Origin of the sequence: Pseudomonas sp. (assembly GCF_030147005.1) — a bacterium.
Lineage (GTDB): Bacteria > Pseudomonadota > Gammaproteobacteria > Pseudomonadales > Pseudomonadaceae > Aquipseudomonas.
In genome coordinates, this window is sequence record NZ_JASLAW010000246.1 from 113,550 (window position 1) to 130,390 (window position 16,841).

The following is a 16,841-nucleotide window of genomic DNA, read 5'->3' on the forward strand; positions in this document are numbered from 1 at the left end:
CGCGCAACGCTGGTCATGACTGTTTGTAGAATCCAAACTATCCAGACCCCAGTGAGGCGTGAAATGGACCGTTTCGATGCAATGCAGGCCTTTGCCCGAGTGGTGGAAACCGGCAGCTTCACCAAGGCGGCAGCCACCCTGCACATGAGCAAGACTACCGTGACGCAGCTCGTTCAGCAGTTGGAAGCGAGGCTGCGCGTGCGCTTGCTCAACCGCACCACACGCAAGGTCAACGTCACCGCCGATGGCGCGGTCTACTACGAGCGCGTCATCCGGCTACTGGTCGATATGGACGATGCCGAGACCAGCCTGTCCAGCGCGTCGATGACACCACGCGGGCGGCTGCGGGTGGATGTGCCCAGCCCGTTTGCGCGAATGCTGCTGATACCGGCCTTGCCGGGGTTCTTTGACCGCTATCCGGAAATCCAGCTGACCCTGGGCGTGAGCGACCGGATTGTCGACATCATTGGCGAAAACGTCGACTGCGTGGTGCGCGGCGGCGAAATCATCGATCAGTCGCTTATGGCAAGGCACGTGGGTGATCTGCACATCGGCATTTATGCCGCGCCCAGCTATCTGCAGCGCTTCGGTACGCCAGCGCACCCCCTGGAGTTGGAGGAGGGCAGGCACAGTACCGTTGGCTTCCTCTGGTTTCGGACAGGCAAATCCTTGCCCTACGCGATGCAGCGTGGTGAAGAACGCATCGAGGTCCAGGGTCGCCCGCAACTGACGGTCGACGACGGCAATGCGTACCTGGCCGCAGGCCTGGCGGGTCTTGGCATGCTTTGGCTACCGCAGTACATGGCCAAACCGCACCTGGTCAGCGGTGAGCTGCTGCCGCTGTTCGAGGACTGGCACATGGCGCCAATGCCGATGTACCTGGCATTCCCGCCGAATCGGCATGTCAGCGCCAAGGTGCGGGTGTTTATCGACTGGGTGATAGAATTGATGGCCGAGCATGCGCCGGTGGTTAGGTGAAATAGGTGTAAAGCCGTTTCAGGGCTAGATACTCTAAACGTCCGCTTTTGGCCGTAAGTTGCCGCATTTGTGTCCTTCGAACCATCCATCAAAAGCAAATCGCCGAGTCGTCGTACGTGGTGTACAACGACTCGGCAATTAAGGGAGCTTTCGCGTTGGGTGCTTGAAGATCAGCCAGCGCACGGCGCTTCACGGTCAAGCAATCTGGCGGTCAGCAATACACCCAGTTCGCTCAGTTGGTGGATCGCCAAGGCGATGTCGCGGTGTTTGCCGTTGAGGTCTTCGGACAGGTCGAGCAGCAGGGTGCTGACGCTGGTGAAGGTTTCGTAGCTGTTGGTGATAAGAGCTTCGTTGCTGGCGTTGGGGGCTACGCTGAAGAGCGTGGCTGGGTCTGCTTTGAACATGAAGATATCCTGAGTGGTGCCACCACCTTCCGCTACTAAACGATGGGTGGCGGCTGTACGCAGGTTAGTAGACCGGTGGATATCTAAAGCCGGCGCGCCCGAAGGCGCCCTACGCACAGCCACCATCAAGCACAGATGCAATGTCTGATTGATGAAGCTCATGCACTTATAGATATCCAAACTCAGGCTACTAAACCCGATCACCGAGAGATTCAGCGACCGAGCCACCTTAATTACGGCCACCCCAGCGCACAAGCCGGCGGATTCTGACGCATGCGTAGGCAAGGGAGCAAGGTGTCGCAGGGGGTTGGGATTTTTCCTGCGGGCTTCGGGCACTTCGGGTTGGGTTAGTGGCGCGCCAGCCGCGCACCCCAGTCGCCCGCGTGTTGCAGGCGGCACTCTTCTTCGGAATCAAAGTGCACGCAACGCTCCATCGCCAAAGGTGGGACGTCGGCGGCCTGCAACGCTGCGGCGGTCAGCTCGCGCATGCGCTGGTCGGCGCCCGAGGTGAGGGCGAGTGCCTTGTTGGCGCGAGTGTCGAATACCCAGGTCACCCGCAGGCTTTGTGGGAAGGCGCTGTAGTCGACGGTGTGGGTCAGCCAGTCGAAGCCTGGGATTTCGGCTTTGGCGGTTTCGCAGGCTTCGGTGAGGGTGGCGATCAGTTGGCGCTCGAGGCGGGCGCCGTCGCGTTTGGTCAGCGGCATAAAGGGCTCCGGTTGTTCGTGGGTGCGTCGCGCAAGAAGGGTGATGGCGCCCATCATACGGGGAGTCATCGTTGCGAACTTTGTAACCGTTGAATGCGCTGCTGTAGAGTCGAGCGCACAGCACTGATTACCCCAGGAATCTTCATGACATTGACCGTCGACACCTTGCTCACATTGGCCATGGCCAATCCCATCAACGCTGAAATCACCGCTCGCTTGCCGGCGCTGGGGGTGCAGCAGTGCATGCTTACGGCGGGCTGTTTGTTCCAGGCGGTGTGGAATCATCAGGCGAATCGCCCGGCGGATGCGGGGGTGAAGGACTACGACGTTTTTTACTTTGATGAGGACCTGTCCTACGAAGCCGAGGATGCGGTGATTCGAAGGGCCGAGCACTTGTTCCAGGACCTGGGCGTTAATGTGGAGGTGAAGAACCAGGCCCGTGTGCACCTCTGGTATGGGCAGCGGTTTGGCCGGCCATACCCTCAGTTGCACTCGGCCAGGAAAGGGGTGGACCGCTACCTGGTGGCGGGCACGTGCATCGCTTTGGATATCGCCACGGGCGAGGTGTATGCGCCCTACGGGCTGGCGGATGTGGAGCAGGGGCTGCTGCGGATCAACCCGCTGCATCCGGAGCCGAAATTGTTTGCTGACAAGGCCAGGAGTTATCAGGCGCGGTGGCCCTGGCTCAGGATTGTGGAAGCGGGCTGAGGCTTGGGCGATGCGGGGATTGCGGCTTGACGGCCGACCGCAGCGACCCCATCGCAGCCTCGCTAAGGCTCGACCGCTCCCGAACTCACCCGGCGATTTGGCTGAGCAGGTAACCCAGTCCGGCGCTTGCCGTCACCACTAACCACGGCGGTAATTTCCAGACCATCAGCGCCGCCAGGGCGAGCACTGCCAGGGCTGCGTCGTAAACGCTGAAAATCGCGCTGGTCCACACCGGCTGATACAGCGCCGCCAGCAACAAGCCCACCACTGCCGCGTTCACACCGGCCAGCGCGGCCTGGGTACGAGGGCTGCGGCGCAGGCTGGCCCAGAAGGGCAGTGCGCCGAAGACCAGCAGAAAGGACGGCGCGAAAACCGCCAGCAGGGCGATCAGGCCGCCCAGCCAGCCGGTTGGGGCGTGGCTCATTGAGGCGCCGAGGAAGGCGGCGAAGGTAAACAGCGGGCCGGGCACGGCTTGGGCGGCGCCGTAGCCGGCGAGGAACAGGTCGTTGCTCACCCATTGCGTGGGCACCACTTGAGCCTGCAGCAACGGCAGTACCACGTGACCGCCGCCGAATACCAGCGAGCCGGTGCGGTAGAAGGCGTCCACCAGGGCCAGCGTAGGGTGGTTGGCCCAGTCAGCCAGCATCGGCAAGCCCACCAGCAGCAGCAGGAACAGCGCCAGCCACACCGTTGCGGCTCGGCGGCTGATGGCGATCGGCAGTGCGTCGGGCTCGGCAGCGGGCCGGGGCTTGAACAGCACCACGCCAGCCACGCCCGCCGCGGCGATCACCCCGACCTGGCTCCAGGCGGACGATTCGAGCAGTACCAGGCAGGCGGCGCTCAGCATCACTGTCATCCGCGCCCACCCCCGGCACAGGTTGCCCGCCATGCCCCACACGGCTTGGGCCACCACCGCCACGGCGACGACTTTAAGACCATGCAGCACGCCATCGGGGAGGGCCGCGCCGTAACGGGTCAGGCCCAGGGCGAACAGGATCAGCGCGATGGCCGACGGCAAGGTGAACCCGGCCCAGGCCGCCGCCGCACCGGCGTAACCTGCGCGTGACAGGCCCAATGCGATGCCGACCTGGCTGCTGGCCGGGCCGGGGAGGAACTGGCACAGGCCAACCAGTTCGGCGTAGCTGCGCTCGCTGAGCCAACGCCTGCGGGTGACGAACTCTTCGCGGAAATAACCCAGGTGCGCAATCGGCCCGCCGAAGGAGGTGAGGCCCAGGCGCAGGAAGATCAGGAACACTGACCAAGGGCTGCTGCGGTGGTCGGCAACGATGGTGGCCAAGGTGGAGTTCTCTGGTGAGGTGTTCAAGACCAAGCGCTCATTGAGCGTGGCTGATGCGGGCACCTTAACCACTTTTCATGACGCACAGAAGAGACGGCCTGTCGGTCATTTTTGCCGCGCATATTGAATTTATGTGAGCTAGTTTGAGTCACTGAAAGCACAGCGTTACTTTCCACCCACGACCTCAAGGACCGACCATGACCTTCTTCATTTTCCTGCTCGCCTGCACCGCCGCCGCCAGTACCGGCGTGATCTTCAAACCCGGCGCCTGGTACGAATCCCTGGTCAAGCCCAGCTTCACCCCGCCTAACTGGTTGTTCCCGGTGGCGTGGACGATCATCTACCTGCTGCTGGCCTGGGCCGGTTACCGCTTGAGCCTGATTCCGGGCAGCGAAATGGTGCTGGCCCTGTGGGCGGCGCAGATTGCGCTGAATACGCTCTGGACGCCGGTGTTCTTCGGCGCGCACCGCTTGCTCGCCGGGATGGTGATCATTGTGTTGCTGTGGCTGACGGTGGCGGCGATGGTGGTGTTGGCGGTTCGCCTGGACCTGATTACCGGCTTGATCCTGTTCCCGTACCTGGCCTGGCTGTGCGTGGCGGCGGCGTTGAATTTCTCGATTTTGCGGAATAACCGTTGATGGCCTACCGAGCCTGGCCCGCCAGCGAGGCCGAACTGGCCCAGATGCGACGTTTCAATCAAAAGCTGTCGTGGATGCCGCGCTTCAAGGTCCGCAACCGCGTCACCCCGCGTGTGATCCAGGCGCTGCTGCGTACCAGCCAGACGTTCAAGAAGCCCCCCGTGGTGGAGCGCAGGCTTATCGGCTCCATACCGCTGCGTATCCTGCGGCCCGCCGCGGCGCCCAAAGGCGTGGTACTGGATATCCATGGCGGCGGCTGGGTGATCGGCAATGCGCAGATGAATGACGACCTCAACCTGGGCATGGTCAAGGCGTGTGACGTGGCGGTGGTGTCGGTGGACTATCGGCTGGCGGTCAACACGCCGATTGAAGGGCTGCTGGAAGATTGCCTGGCCGCTGCGCGGTGGCTGTTGGCCGATTGCCCGGAGTTTGCCGGCCTGCCGGTGTTTTTCGTGGGCGAGTCGGCCGGCGGGCATCTGGCGGCGGCGACCTTGTTGGCGCTCAAGCAATGGCCGCAATTGCTCGAACGCGTCAGCGGCGCGGTGTTGTACTACGGGGTTTACGACTTGACCGGCACGCCGAGCGTACGCGCGGCCGGGCCGCAGACGCTTCTGCTGGATGGGCCGGGGATGGTGGCGGCGTTGCGCTTGCTCACGCCCGGAATCACCGATGACGCACGCCGAGAGTCGCCGCTGTCACCGTTGTATGCCGACTTCTCCGGGCTGCCACCGGCGTTGATGTTCGTGGGCGAGCTGGACCCGCTCAAAGACGACACGCTGCTGATCGCCGAGCGCTGGGCCGAGGTTGAGGCGTATTTGCTGCCGGAAGCGGCCCATGGGTTCATTCACTTCCCGGTGGCGATGGCCGATAGCGTGCTGGCGTATAGCCGCAATTGGATAACGGGCAGGATTTCGGCTGTTACTGATCACCGTTAAGGTCCAAGGGGCATACCCACCCTGAAAAAAACACCGGCGCCAGGCCTAATGTCAGCCAGTTAACTGTGCTCCGTGAGTCCCACCCATTCCGAGACACTTCAGCCTTATTGAGATTTTATGCAAGAAAGACCCATCATTCAGGCGGTAAGCGTCGCTGATATCCCCGCAGTACTGAGCTTTGTGATGCGGGCGCGTGCCGAGCTTTTCCCAGTGCTCAGCGCAACCGCCATGCCGGACGACCTGGCGCGGTTCGAGGCGGTATATCTTGAGGGGGACGGGCGGTTCTTGGCTGCCCAAGCCGATGGACAGTGGGTTGCGGCCATCGGCTATCTGCCTTATGACGGCCGGTTCTCGCAGTTGGATTACCAAGGGCTCAAGACCGTGGAAGTGGTGCGCCTGTACGTGCTCCCGGCGTTCCGTCGCTTCGGTCTGGCGGGTGAGTTATACCGTTCGCTGGAAGCGCTGGCGCGGGCGGATGGCGTGGAAGTGGTTTACCTGCACACCCATCCGTTTCTGCCCGGTGCGATTGATTTCTGGATTCGACAGGGATTTGAGGTGACGGATGTGGAACCTGACCCGGTATGGCAGACGACACATATGCACCGGCCTCTTTGAGCAAATGTGGGAAGCGGCTTGCTCCCGATGGGCACACCGAGCCTAAGCGAGGTGCCGAGTGATGGGGCAAGAGCGTTTGCTACTTTTGCGCTTTTCAAACGTGAGCGGCTGTAAAGCGGAACCCGTAGTGGCCGTTACCTGAACAACGAATATGTACTCGGACCAGTCCAGTATCCTGGTCGGCTGTTGGACCGCTTTCGCAGGCCAGCTCCCACATTTGGATCGCGGGGCATCCGTTAGCTATGCGTCGACTGCCCGGCCGTCACGGGAGCAAGCTCCCTCGTCACAGGTTCAGCGTCACATAAACGTTTGTGTAGATACCGATGTTTATCGGGGGGCAGTCCCTCACATTTCTTTCGGGTTTTAACTAGAGCGCAGGCGCAGGATTTGCGCGCCGTCGAACGGGTCCGTCAGGTAATGCCCCTGCACCCCGAAGGTCTCGTGTAACCGCTCTGGCGTCAGCACTTGCAGAGGCGTGCCCAGCGCCACCAACCGCCCACGGTCCAGCACGGCCAGGCGATCGCAGGTTAGCGCCTGGTTCAGGTCATGCAGGGCGATCAAGGTGGTGACCGGCAAACCCTGCACACCTTTCAAGATCGCCAGTTGATGCTGGATATCCAGGTGATTGGTCGGCTCATCCAGCAACAGGATCTGCGGCCGTTGCGCCAGGGCGCGGGCGATGTGCACGCGTTGGCGTTCGCCGCCTGAGAGGCTGCGCCAGGCGCGTTGGCTCAGGTGGGTGGCGTCCACGTCGTGCAGGGCCTGGCGCACGATGGCATCGTCTTCGCCGGACCACGGGCTCAGTGCCGACAGCCATGGCGTGCGGCCCAGGGCCACGGCGTCGAATACGCGGATAGCGTCGTCGGTGTCGGCCTGCTGTTCCACGACGGCCAATTGCTGCGCGATGGCGCGACGGGACAGGCTGCCCAAGCGACGACCGTTCAATAACACCTCGCCGGCCGCCGGCGTGCGCAACCCGGCGAGCAGTTTGAGCAAGGTGGATTTGCCGGAGCCGTTCGGCCCGACGATGCCCAAGGTTTCACGCCGCTGGACGTCGAAATGAATATCGCGCAGCAATTCGGCGTCACGCACCTTGAAGCCCAGGCCGGTGCAGCTCAGTACCGTCATCGCGCATTTCTCCGGCCAATCAGAATCAACGCAAACACCGGCGCGCCGACCAGCGCCGTGACCACGCCCACCGGAATTACCTGGCCCTTGATCAGGGTGCGCGACAGCACATCCGCCGCGATCAAAAACAAGGCGCCACCCAACGCGCTGGCCGGCAGCAGGCGCGAGTGCCCGGTGCCCAGCAGCAGGCGCGCGGCGTGGGGGATCACCAGCCCGACAAAACCGATAGAGCCGACAACCGACACCATCACCGCCGTGACCAGCGCCGCGCAGCCCACCAGCACAAACTGCACGCGGCGCACCGGAATGCCCAGCGCCGCCGCCGAGTCGGTGCCAAAGGTGAACGCGTCCAGCGCACGTCGGTGCCACAGACACACCGCCAGGCCTGCGACCGCCACCGGCACCGCCAGCCATACCGACGGCCAGCGTACGCCGCTGAGGTTGCCCAGCAGCCAGAACATAATGCCCCGGGCCTGTTCGGAGCTGGCGGATTTGGTAATGAGGAACGCGGTGAGGGCGTTGAACAACTGCGAACCGGCGATGCCGGCGAGGATGATCTGCCCGGTGCCGCTGGAGGCGCCGCTGGCTCGCGCCAGCAGGATCACCAGCGCAAACGCGGCCATGGCGCCGACAAACGCACCGGCCGACAACGAAATCAGCCCGCCGCCCACTCCGATCAGCGCGATCAACACCGCGCCGGTCGAGGCCCCGGCGCTGATGCCCAGCAGATACGGGTCGGCCAGCGGGTTGCGCAACAACGATTGCAGGATCACCCCACAGGTCGCCAGGCCCGCACCACAGGCGCCGGCGACCAGGGCGCGGGTCAGACGGTAGTTCCACACCACGCCTTCATCGATGGGGTCGAGCAAGTAGCCGGCAGCCCACAATTTGTTGGCGAGCACCTGTAGCACCACCTGGGGCGAGATGGCGGTTTCGCCGATGGCCACCCCGGCGAGCAGGGCGATCAGCAGCAGCGTGAGGGCGAGCAGGGTCCGTATCATTGCGGCAGGTCGTCGCCGTCGATGGCAGCGGCCAGTTGTTCAAGGCCATCGAACGTGCGCAGGCTGGCCTGCAGCGCCAGGGCGTCGAGGATGATGATGCGGTTGTTTTTCACCGCGTCCATGTTGCGCGTCACCGGGTCGCTGCGCAGGAAGGCGAGTTTCTTTTCGTGGTCGTCGGCGGGGTAACGGCGGCGGTCCATGCGCGCGATCACGAGGAAGGTGGGGTTGGCCTTGGCGATGGTTTCCCAGCCGACGGCGGGCCATTCTTCGTCGGATTGCACCACGTTGCGCAGGCCCAGGGTTTGCAGCATGAATTCGGGCACGCCTTTGTGGCCGGCCACATAAGGATCGCTGGCCATCTCGGCGCTGGAGAACCACACCAGCGCGCTGGCGTGCTTCAAACCCTTGCTCTGCACGGTGGCGATAGATCTGGCCAAGCGCGCCTTGAGTTCCTCGGTCAGTTGCTGGCCGCGAGCTTGCACGTCGAAAATCTCGGCCAGTTGGCTGAGGCTTTTGTAGATCGTTTCGATACGGAAAGGCGCCAGTCGCGTGCCGTCGGCACCCACCCGATTGTCCTTGTCTTCGCAGTCGGAGGGCAGCAAGTAGGTAGGGATATTCAGTTCGTGAAACTGCTCGCGGGTGCCCACCACGCCTTGGGGGCCGACCACCCATTCCAGCTCGGCGGCCACCAACTGCGGGCGCTTGGCGATCACCGCTTCGAAGCTCGGTTCGTTATTGGCCAGACGCTCGATGCTGTCGTTCTGCGCTTTGTACGGCGCCGACACCGTGTTGAACCACAGCGAGGTGCCGACCATTTTATCGCCTACGCCCAACGCATACAGCATCTCGGTGGCGGCCTGGCCGATGGTCACGCTGCGCGCGGGGGCTTGCTGGAAAGTGACGCTGCTGCCGCAGTTCTCGACCGTCAGCGGGTAGTGAGTAGGCGCGGCATGGGCCAGGGCACACAAGCCCAGGCCAGTGAACAGGGCCGAAACGCGTAGCAGCATGGGGCAATCTCCGGTGAACCGTACGTGAAGCAGGGGCGGTACGGCTCGGAAACACACCTTCGAACGCTGCAGGTTGGGCAGGGCGCGGATGTCCTTCCCGGACACCCCGCCGGTTGGTGATAACGCTTGGCCGGCAGGTCTCCTGACTGATGCGTCGTCGCCACGCTCCGGCCTTCCCGAGCAAGGCTCAGTGGCGGTGGGGAGCAGGCTCGGCACCTACAGTTGCGGGGGCAGTTTCGATTGGCGCGATGGACCGCGCTTCGAATTCCCTATTAGTCCCGTGGGGGAACCGGCGGCGCTATGGTAGTCGATCACGGCCTGCAGGCGCGAGCTTGCTTGCGAAGGTCGTCAACGATAACGCTGGCAACCTGATGCCCCCGCGATGCTCCAGGTGTTTGGCGCGCAAGCTTGCGCCTACAGTAGGCGGTGGTCAGAGCCGGATATCTTGCGGCCCCCGGATCAACGCTTCGATCCGCGTCCCGGTGGCGCGCTCTTCGTTGCTGAAGCCGTCGTAGTCGGCCAGTTTGCCGAAGCGGATGCCGGTCAATTGTTCGATCTGCAACACGCTGCGCCGATAGGTTTTCAGCGGGCCGAATACCAGGTCCAGCTCGCCCAGTTCGCGGCGCTGGTCGATCATGTAGGCGCTGGCGGAGGGTTTGCCTTCGTCGCCGAGATAAGCCACGACTTTCCAGAACGCCTGGGGGATTTTCACGCCACGGTACAAGCGGTCGTCATCGGCCAGCACCGGGCCGGTAAATACGGTGGCGCGGGCTTTCCAGCGCTGGGTGTTGTCGAGAATGTAGTCTTCCAGTTCCAGCCAGGTCTTCTGGTTGAAGCCGCTCATCTGCGGCGAGCAGTTGGTGAAGTGGAAGGTGTCGAGGTTGGCGGTGTTCGCGTCAGCGCCCCAATTGGGGTCCAGGCGCCGCACCAGATGGCCACGGTCCAGGCCATTGCCGGCGTAGAGGTCTTCGCCCACCTGGGCGTCGAGGGGCAGGCGGCCATCGTAGGCCCAGGTGTCATTGCTGCGCACGATATCCACGTACTTTTCGCCATCAATGTTGACGCCGACACACAGGGCCAGCCGTCGGGAGCGCGACATGCTGATGGAAAAATGCGTGTAGTCCAGGCGCCCGGGCTGCGCGTCGTCTGCCAGGGCCGGGTCAAACGTGGGCCAGGGCACGGCAAAGCTGCTGAGAAAATCGTCGGCGTAGCCGCGCCGGTCTTGCAGGTCCTTGGCTGCGGTAACACGGGGCGTCGTGGCCCTGGCCTCCAGCAAGGATGGGGTGGGCGTGAGCAGTGGGCGAAGGTCGGCAAGCCTTGGGTGGTAGGACAGGTCGATTTTGACGTTGCGTGCGGGCATGGAGTATTCCTGTTAGGTTCGGGTAAACACGACTGCAACATGATTTCATGACAATTTGGCCCAGACGGCAGACTCCGGTCTATCCTGAGTCGGTAACCGGCCTTCACCACACGCCAAAAGGAGCCAGCTTATGTGTGTTCGCCAGCCGCGCAACCCTATTTTCTGCCTGATCCCACCCTACATGCTCGACCAGATCGCGCGTCACGGTGACAAAGCCCAACGTGAGATCGCGCTGCGCACGCGCGCCAAGGACAGCACGTTCCGCTCGTTGCGCATGGTCGCCGTACCCGCCAAAGGCCCGGCGCGCATGGCGCTGGCGGCGGGCGCCGAAAAACAGCGCTCGATCTACAGCGCCGACAACACCGACAGCCTGCCTGGCAAGCTGGTGCGCGGCGAAGGGCAACCCGCCAGCGGAGATGCCGCTGTGGACGAGGCCTATGACGGCCTGGGCGCGACCTTCGACTTTTTCGACCAGGTGTTCGACCGCAATTCCATCGACGATGCCGGCATGGCGCTGGACGCCACGGTGCACTTCGGCCAGGACTACAACAATGCGTTCTGGAATTCGACCCAGATGGTTTTTGGTGATGGTGACCAGCAGCTGTTCAACCGCTTCACCGTGGCACTCGACGTGATTGGCCATGAATTGGCCCATGGGGTGACCGAGGATGAAGCCAAGCTGATGTACTTCAATCAATCCGGCGCGCTGAACGAATCGCTGTCGGATGTGTTCGGTTCGCTGATCAAGCAGTACGCATTAAAACAAACGGCCGAGGACGCCGATTGGTTGATCGGCAAAGGGCTGTTCACCAAAAAAATCAAAGGCACTGCCCTGCGTTCGATGAAAGCGCCGGGGACTGCGTTCGATGACGAACTACTGGGCAAAGACCCGCAGCCAGGGCACATGGATGATTTTGTGCAAACCTATGAGGACAATGGCGGCGTGCATATCAACTCCGGTATTCCCAACCACGCGTTCTATCAGGTTGCCACCCGGATTGGCGGGTTCGCCTGGGAGCGTGCAGGGCGTATCTGGTATGACACATTGCGCGATTCGAGGCTGCGGCCCAATTCCGGATTTTTGCGTTTTGCGCGCATCACCCACGATATTGCCGGCCAGCTTTATGGCGTAAACAAGGATGAGCAGACGGCAGTCAAGGCAGGCTGGAAAGCGGTGGGCATAAACGTTTGAGAAAGCCTGTGCGGCGAGGAACAGTCATGCGAATTTCAATCAAGGAAAGCGGCGGGGCGGCGTATTTTCCAGGGCTGGCCAAGCCGCGTACCGTGGAGCTGGATACGTTGCCCGAGCCCGACCAGCAGGAGCTGCGGCAACTGATTGAAGCGTCCGATTTTTTCAAGTTGCCGCAAAGTACCGATCCCGAGCCTGGCAACCCGGGCCGGGTGCATTACACCCTGACAGTCGCGGAGGGCACGCACAAGCACACGGTCTGTGTGCTTGCGCCGGTGAATTCCCCGGCACTGGACGGGTTGGTGCAGTGCGTGCGACGGCACAGTCGGGGCTGACTTGGGCCTATTGGCTAGACAAGCTCAGTAAGGTCCGAGGGGCTGAAGGTTTTCAGATTGGCAGTCTCTCCCGTACGGATCTTGCTGGCCCACTGTGGGTCGCTCAGCAATGCGCGGCCAACGGCGATAAGGTCGAATTCCTCGCGCTCAAGCCTGTGCACCAGGTTATCCAGGCTGGCGGGTTGAGAGCTTTCGCCTGTGAATGCGCCAAGAAATTCCCCGGACAGGCCGACCGAGCCCACGCTAATGGTCGCCGCGCCGGTGAGTTTCTTGGCCCAGCCCGCGAAGTTCAGTCCTTGCTCGCCATCCAGCTCGGGGAATTCGGCCTCCCAGAAGCGCCGTTGCGAGCAATGCAGGATGTCGACACCGGCTTCTACCAACGGCACCAACCAGTCGGACATGGCGTCCGGCGTGGTCACCAGGCGCGCGCTGTAATCCTGCATTTTCCACTGACTCACCCGCAATATCACCGGAAACGCGGGCCCCACCGCTGCGCGTATAGCCTTGACAACCTCTGCCGCGAACCGTGAGCGCTCCTTGATCGATGCGCCATTGAACTGGTCTGGGCGCTGATTGGTGGCTTCCCAGAAGAACTGATCAAGTAGATAGCCGTGTGCGCCGTGTATTTCAACGGTATCAAACCCTAGCCGTTTGGAGTCGGCAGCCGCCTTGGCGTAAGCCGCGATCGTGTCGGCGATGGCTTCATCACTCATCGCATCACCGCGTGGAGTACTCGGCGCGGCGAGGCCGGAAGGGCCTTCGATCCCTGTCTCGGGCGCCCAGTCGTTGAAAGGGTTGCCCGCCGACCCCACATGCCAGATTTGCGGCCCCATTTTGCCGCCCGCCGCATGCACATCGTCGATGACCTGTTTCCAGCCCGCCAGGGCCTCGTCGCCGTAAAACAGCGGGACGGCGGGGTCGTTACGTGCGCCGGGGCGATCGATGGCGGTGCCTTCGGAGAGAATCAGCCCGACATCGTGTTCGGCACGTCGGCGATAGTAGGCGGCGACGTTTTCTTTCGGTACACCGGTGGGCGAAAACAAGCGGGTCATGGGTGCCATGACGATGCGATTTTTCAGGGCCAGGGATTTCAGCGCGAAGGGCTGAAACAGAGCATCTGGATGCGTAAGGCTCATTACGAGAGACTCCATTTGAAGGGAGTCTTTATAGTATATTTTGTATACCTAATATCAATTAGGCACTTCAAAGCTATCAGGTATCCCAGAGGAAACCCCATGCTCGATCAGGTTCCGGCACCGACTCAACACGATACGATGCCCAAGGTGTTCAAGGCCGATTGCACCGGCCGATTATTGCTTGATCAGATCGCCGACAAGTGGTCGGTGCTGATACTCGGGGCGTTGTGCGAGAAACCGCTGCGTTTCAATGAAATCCGGCGCCGCCTGGATGGCATCACACAAAAAGCGTTGACCCAGAGCCTGCGCCGTCTTGAACGCAATGGCATCCTGGCGCGCCGGGTCATCGCGTCTTCACAGGTGGCGGTGGAATACAGCATTACGCCGCTGGGGTGTACGCTGGAAGAGCCGTTCAAAGCGCTCTACAGCTGGACGCTCAGTCATTCGGAAGCGGTACTGCAGGCGCAGGCGGCGTTTGATGCGCGTGCCGACGACGCCTAGCCGTTGCCGCTTTACTTGCGATCCAGCCACACCGTCTGTGCGTTGCAGAACTCGCGTACGCCGAAGTGCGACAGTTCGCGTCCGAACCCGCTTTTCTTCACGCCACCAAATGCCACCCGAGGGTCGGAGACGCTGAATGCGTTGACGAAGATCCCACCGGTTTCCAGCTGGTTGGCGATGTCCCGCGCCTTTGCCGGGTCGGTCGTGAAGATGCTCGCGGTCAGGCCGAATTCGCTGTCGTTGGCCAGTGCCACTGCATGGTCGGCGTCGCGGGCGGTGATGATGGAGGCGACGGGGCCGAACAGTTCCTGCTTGAACGAGGTCATCTGGTCGGTGACGTCAGCCAGCACGGTGGGCTCGTAATAGTTGCCTGCGCCGGCCACTTTGCTGCCGCCCAGCAACAGGGTCGCGCCTTCTTCGAGGGTGGCCTGGACCTGGCTGTGCAACTCATCGCGCAGATCGAAACGCGCCATGGGGCCGATGTAGGTGGCAGGCAAGGTCGGGTCGCCCATCACCAGGTTGCGGCTGGCTTCGAGGAACTTGGCGGTAAAGGCTTCAACCACGCCCTGTTCGATGATCAGGCGCTTGGCGGCGGCGCAAACCTGGCCGCTGTTCTGGAAGCGGCCGATCAGCGCGGCCTGCACGGCAGCGTCGAGGTCGGCGTCGTTGAGCAAGATGAACGGATCGGAGCCGCCCAATTCCAGCACGCATTTCTTCAGTGCCGCACCGGCCTGGGAGCCGATGGCCACACCGGCGCGCACGCTGCCGGTGAGGGTGACGGCGGCAATGCGTGGGTCGGCGATGGCGTTGGACACCCCCTCGGTCGTGACGTTGATGACCTCGAACAGGCCCTCAGCGAAGCCGGCCTTCTGAAACGCCTGCTGGATCAGGTAGGCGCTGCCCATCACGTTCGGCGCATGCTTAAGCACGTAGGTGTTGCCGGCGAGCATGGTCGGCACGGCGCCACGCAGTACTTGCCACACCGGGAAGTTCCACGGCATCACGGCAAGGATCGGGCCCAGCGGGCGGTATGCGATCCGGGCGGTGCCGTTGTCTACCAGGGTCGGCTCCGGTGCGAGCATGGCGGGGCCGTGCTCCGCGTACCATTCGCTGAGCTGGGCGCATTTCTCGATTTCGGCACGGGCCTGAACGATGGGTTTGCCCATTTCCAGGGTGATCATCTGTGCCATGGCTTCGGCCTGGTCACGGAGGGCGCCGCCCAGGGCCAACAGCAATTCGGCGCGCTGGGCGACGGGTTGGCGGCGCCATAGGCGGAAGGCATCAGTGGAGCGGTTGAGCGCGGCATCCAACTGCGAGTTGCTTTCATATGCGTAACTGCCGACGGTTTCACCGCTGGCCGGGTTGATCGACAACGCATGGGTCTGGTGGGAAATAGCGTTCATGGCACCGTCCTGCTGGGGTGATTGGAATGAAGCCCAGCGTACGGGGCTGTATCTTTTCTGGAAACTGAATAATATTCAGCAATACATTCACGATTGGAGAATGAATTGGATTTGGTGCAGCTGGAAATCTTCAAGGCCGTTGCCGAGCAAGGCAGTATCAGCGCCGCCGCGCAGTTGATTCACCGGGTGCCGTCAAACCTGACGACCCGGATCAAACAACTGGAGCAGGATTTGGGCGTGGAGTTGTTCATTCGCGAAAAGAGCCGCTTGCGTCTGTCACCGGCTGGGTGGAATTTCCTTGGCTATGCGCGGCGTATCCTCGATTTGGTACAGGAAGCCCGCGCAACGGTGGCCGGGGATGAGCCCCAGGGCGCATTTGCCCTTGGCTCGCTGGAAAGCACGGCGGCGGTGCGTATCCCGGCGTTGCTGGCGGCGTATAACCAGAAGCACACCAAGGTCGAGCTGGACCTGAGCACAGGGCCGTCGGGCACGATGATCGAAGGTGTGTTGTCCGGGCGGCTGACGGCGGCCTTTGTCGATGGCCCGGTGCTGCATTCCACCCTGGAAGGCGTGGCGGTGTTTGAGGAAGAAATGGTGGTGATCGCGCCGCTGCACCATGCGCCCATCACACGGGGGCGGGATGTGAATGGCGAGAATATCTATACCTTTCGCTCGAACTGCTCATACCGGCATCACTTCGAGCGTTGGTTCTCACAGGACGGCGCGGTGCCGGGCAAGATCTTCGAGATTGAGTCTTACCACGGCATGCTGGCGTGCGTCAGCGCCGGGGCAGGGCTGGCGTTGATGCCGCGCAGCATGCTGGAAAACATGCCGGGGTTTGCCGCGGTGAGTGTGTGGCCGTTGGCCGACAACTTCCGCGTGTTGAATACCTGGCTGATCTGGCGGCGGGGCACGGTGTCGCAGAGCTTGAGCAGCTTTGTGAAATTGCTTGAGGAACGCGGGTTGGTAGCAGCCTGAATTCAATGGGGGAGGGGGCTTGCCCCGATGCAGTCAGTTAAGCAGGAGCGCTGTACTGTGGCGAGGGAGCTTGCTCCCGCTGGACTGCGCAGCAGTCCCATTTTCTGGGGCAGCTTCGCGGCCCAGCAGGAGCAAGCTCCCTCGCCAGAGGTCACCGGTTGTCCGCTCTGGCGCTTAACTGACGGGCACTGGGACTTGCTGCCTTCCACATTTGTTCTTCATCAGCCGCCGAACTGAAACGTGCCCATGGCCAGCTTGGCCATGATCGCGGTCGCGCCCAGTTGCACCAGCCATAAGGCCAGGCCACCGATAAACACCCCCAGCGCCACCTGCAACACCAGGCTTTTCTGGCGCTTGGGTTGCGGCGCACGTGGGGTGTAGTCGTGCAGTTCGTCGCGGTCGGCGCGCAGGTCCAGGTCGTCGTTTCTCATAGGGGCTCTCACAGCGAAGGGGCAGTCGGTGTCCAGTCTAGTGGGTTCGCCAACAAAAAGGGGGAAGCCATTGGCTTCCCCCTCGCATGACGC

19 protein-coding genes and 1 riboswitch are annotated in these 16,841 nt (G+C 62.4%); of the genes, 9 read left to right on the forward strand and 10 right to left on the reverse strand.

What is annotated here, in order from left to right:
• The first annotated feature begins 63 nt into the window (after positions 1-63).
• On the forward strand, positions 64-978 hold the full coding sequence (locus tag Q1V60_RS23360) for a LysR family transcriptional regulator (RefSeq protein ID WP_300635253.1): 915 nt from the start codon (positions 64-66) through the stop codon (positions 976-978).
• Positions 979-1,148: 170 nt separating this feature from the next.
• Here the strand turns inward: Q1V60_RS23360 and Q1V60_RS23365 are convergent, their stop codons facing one another.
• Together Q1V60_RS23365 and Q1V60_RS23370 are read right to left on the reverse strand one after the other, a co-directional pair.
• A complete protein-coding gene (locus Q1V60_RS23365; protein ID WP_300635254.1) occupies positions 1,149-1,382 on the reverse strand; it encodes a DUF6124 family protein in 234 nt (77 codons plus the stop codon).
• 347 nt (positions 1,383-1,729) lie between these two features.
• On the reverse strand, positions 1,730-2,086 hold the full coding sequence (locus Q1V60_RS23370) for a hypothetical protein (protein WP_300635300.1): 357 nt from the start codon (positions 2,084-2,086) through the stop codon (positions 1,730-1,732).
• Positions 2,087-2,230: 144 nt separating this feature from the next.
• Between Q1V60_RS23370 and Q1V60_RS23375 the strand changes: the two genes are divergently transcribed.
• The gene (locus Q1V60_RS23375) at positions 2,231-2,794 is read left to right on the forward strand and encodes a nucleotidyltransferase family protein (RefSeq protein ID WP_300635255.1); all 564 of its coding nucleotides are present in this window, start codon (positions 2,231-2,233) and stop codon (positions 2,792-2,794) included.
• An 85-nt stretch (positions 2,795-2,879) separates the two neighbouring features.
• Here the strand turns inward: Q1V60_RS23375 and chrA are convergent, their stop codons facing one another.
• On the reverse strand, positions 2,880-4,082 hold the full coding sequence (chrA, locus tag Q1V60_RS23380) for a chromate efflux transporter (protein ID WP_300635302.1): 1,203 nt from the start codon (positions 4,080-4,082) through the stop codon (positions 2,880-2,882).
• Positions 4,083-4,288: 206 nt separating this feature from the next.
• On the opposite strand from chrA, the gene Q1V60_RS23385 reads away from it, so the two are divergent.
• From Q1V60_RS23385 to Q1V60_RS23395, 3 genes are all read left to right on the forward strand, one after another.
• On the forward strand, positions 4,289-4,729 hold the full coding sequence (locus Q1V60_RS23385) for a TspO/MBR family protein (protein WP_300635257.1): 441 nt from the start codon (positions 4,289-4,291) through the stop codon (positions 4,727-4,729).
• Positions 4,729-5,664, forward strand: a complete 936-nt coding sequence (locus Q1V60_RS23390; RefSeq protein ID WP_300635258.1) for an alpha/beta hydrolase — start codon at positions 4,729-4,731, stop codon at positions 5,662-5,664. The genes Q1V60_RS23385 and Q1V60_RS23390 overlap by 1 nt, the downstream gene beginning before the upstream one ends.
• A gap of 117 nt (positions 5,665-5,781) precedes the next feature.
• Positions 5,782-6,279 (forward strand): GNAT family N-acetyltransferase, encoded by a 498-nt coding sequence (locus Q1V60_RS23395; protein WP_300635260.1) that lies wholly within the window; start codon positions 5,782-5,784, stop codon positions 6,277-6,279.
• 363 nt (positions 6,280-6,642) lie between these two features.
• On the opposite strand, the gene Q1V60_RS23400 is transcribed toward Q1V60_RS23395, so the two are convergent.
• The 4 genes from Q1V60_RS23400 to Q1V60_RS23415 all read right to left on the reverse strand — a co-directional run bounded on the left by Q1V60_RS23400 (position 6,643) and on the right by Q1V60_RS23415 (position 10,775).
• Positions 6,643-7,407 (reverse strand): ABC transporter ATP-binding protein, encoded by a 765-nt coding sequence (locus Q1V60_RS23400; RefSeq protein WP_300635262.1) that lies wholly within the window; start codon positions 7,405-7,407, stop codon positions 6,643-6,645.
• A complete protein-coding gene (locus Q1V60_RS23405) occupies positions 7,404-8,408 on the reverse strand; it encodes an iron ABC transporter permease (protein ID WP_300635264.1) in 1,005 nt (334 codons plus the stop codon). The genes Q1V60_RS23400 and Q1V60_RS23405 overlap by 4 nt, the downstream gene beginning before the upstream one ends.
• Positions 8,405-9,415: an ABC transporter substrate-binding protein gene (locus Q1V60_RS23410; protein ID WP_300635266.1), complete on the reverse strand. Its 1,011-nt coding sequence runs from the start codon at positions 9,413-9,415 to the stop codon at positions 8,405-8,407. Before Q1V60_RS23410 ends, Q1V60_RS23405 begins: the two co-directional genes overlap by 4 nt.
• A gap of 114 nt (positions 9,416-9,529) precedes the next feature.
• Positions 9,530-9,724, reverse strand: a riboswitch (cobalamin riboswitch).
• A gap of 121 nt (positions 9,725-9,845) precedes the next feature.
• Positions 9,846-10,775 carry a DNA/RNA non-specific endonuclease gene (locus Q1V60_RS23415; RefSeq protein ID WP_300635268.1) on the reverse strand — a complete coding sequence of 310 codons (930 nt, stop codon included), beginning with the start codon at positions 10,773-10,775 and terminating at the stop codon, positions 9,846-9,848.
• 130 nt (positions 10,776-10,905) lie between these two features.
• Between Q1V60_RS23415 and Q1V60_RS23420 the strand changes: the two genes are divergently transcribed.
• The gene (locus Q1V60_RS23420) at positions 10,906-11,967 is read left to right on the forward strand and encodes a M4 family metallopeptidase (protein WP_300635270.1); all 1,062 of its coding nucleotides are present in this window, start codon (positions 10,906-10,908) and stop codon (positions 11,965-11,967) included.
• Between the two features lie 26 nt (positions 11,968-11,993).
• Positions 11,994-12,299, forward strand: a complete 306-nt coding sequence (locus Q1V60_RS23425) for a protealysin inhibitor emfourin (protein ID WP_300635272.1) — start codon at positions 11,994-11,996, stop codon at positions 12,297-12,299.
• Between the two features lie 14 nt (positions 12,300-12,313).
• Here the strand turns inward: Q1V60_RS23425 and Q1V60_RS23430 are convergent, their stop codons facing one another.
• Positions 12,314-13,435 (reverse strand): NADH:flavin oxidoreductase, encoded by a 1,122-nt coding sequence (locus Q1V60_RS23430; RefSeq protein WP_300635274.1) that lies wholly within the window; start codon positions 13,433-13,435, stop codon positions 12,314-12,316.
• Positions 13,436-13,534: 99 nt separating this feature from the next.
• On the opposite strand from Q1V60_RS23430, the gene Q1V60_RS23435 reads away from it, so the two are divergent.
• On the forward strand, positions 13,535-13,936 hold the full coding sequence (locus tag Q1V60_RS23435; RefSeq protein WP_300635276.1) for a helix-turn-helix domain-containing protein: 402 nt from the start codon (positions 13,535-13,537) through the stop codon (positions 13,934-13,936).
• Positions 13,937-13,947: 11 nt separating this feature from the next.
• Here the strand turns inward: Q1V60_RS23435 and Q1V60_RS23440 are convergent, their stop codons facing one another.
• Positions 13,948-15,339: an aldehyde dehydrogenase family protein gene (locus tag Q1V60_RS23440; protein WP_300635278.1), complete on the reverse strand. Its 1,392-nt coding sequence runs from the start codon at positions 15,337-15,339 to the stop codon at positions 13,948-13,950.
• A gap of 105 nt (positions 15,340-15,444) precedes the next feature.
• Here Q1V60_RS23440 and Q1V60_RS23445 point away from each other — a divergent pair, with 105 nt between their 5' ends.
• Positions 15,445-16,317 (forward strand): LysR family transcriptional regulator, encoded by an 873-nt coding sequence (locus tag Q1V60_RS23445; RefSeq protein ID WP_300635280.1) that lies wholly within the window; start codon positions 15,445-15,447, stop codon positions 16,315-16,317.
• Between the two features lie 221 nt (positions 16,318-16,538).
• Here Q1V60_RS23445 and Q1V60_RS23450 read toward each other — a convergent pair whose 3' ends face one another.
• Positions 16,539-16,748, reverse strand: a complete 210-nt coding sequence (locus tag Q1V60_RS23450) for a hypothetical protein (protein WP_300635282.1) — start codon at positions 16,746-16,748, stop codon at positions 16,539-16,541.
• Positions 16,749-16,841 lie beyond the last annotated feature (93 nt).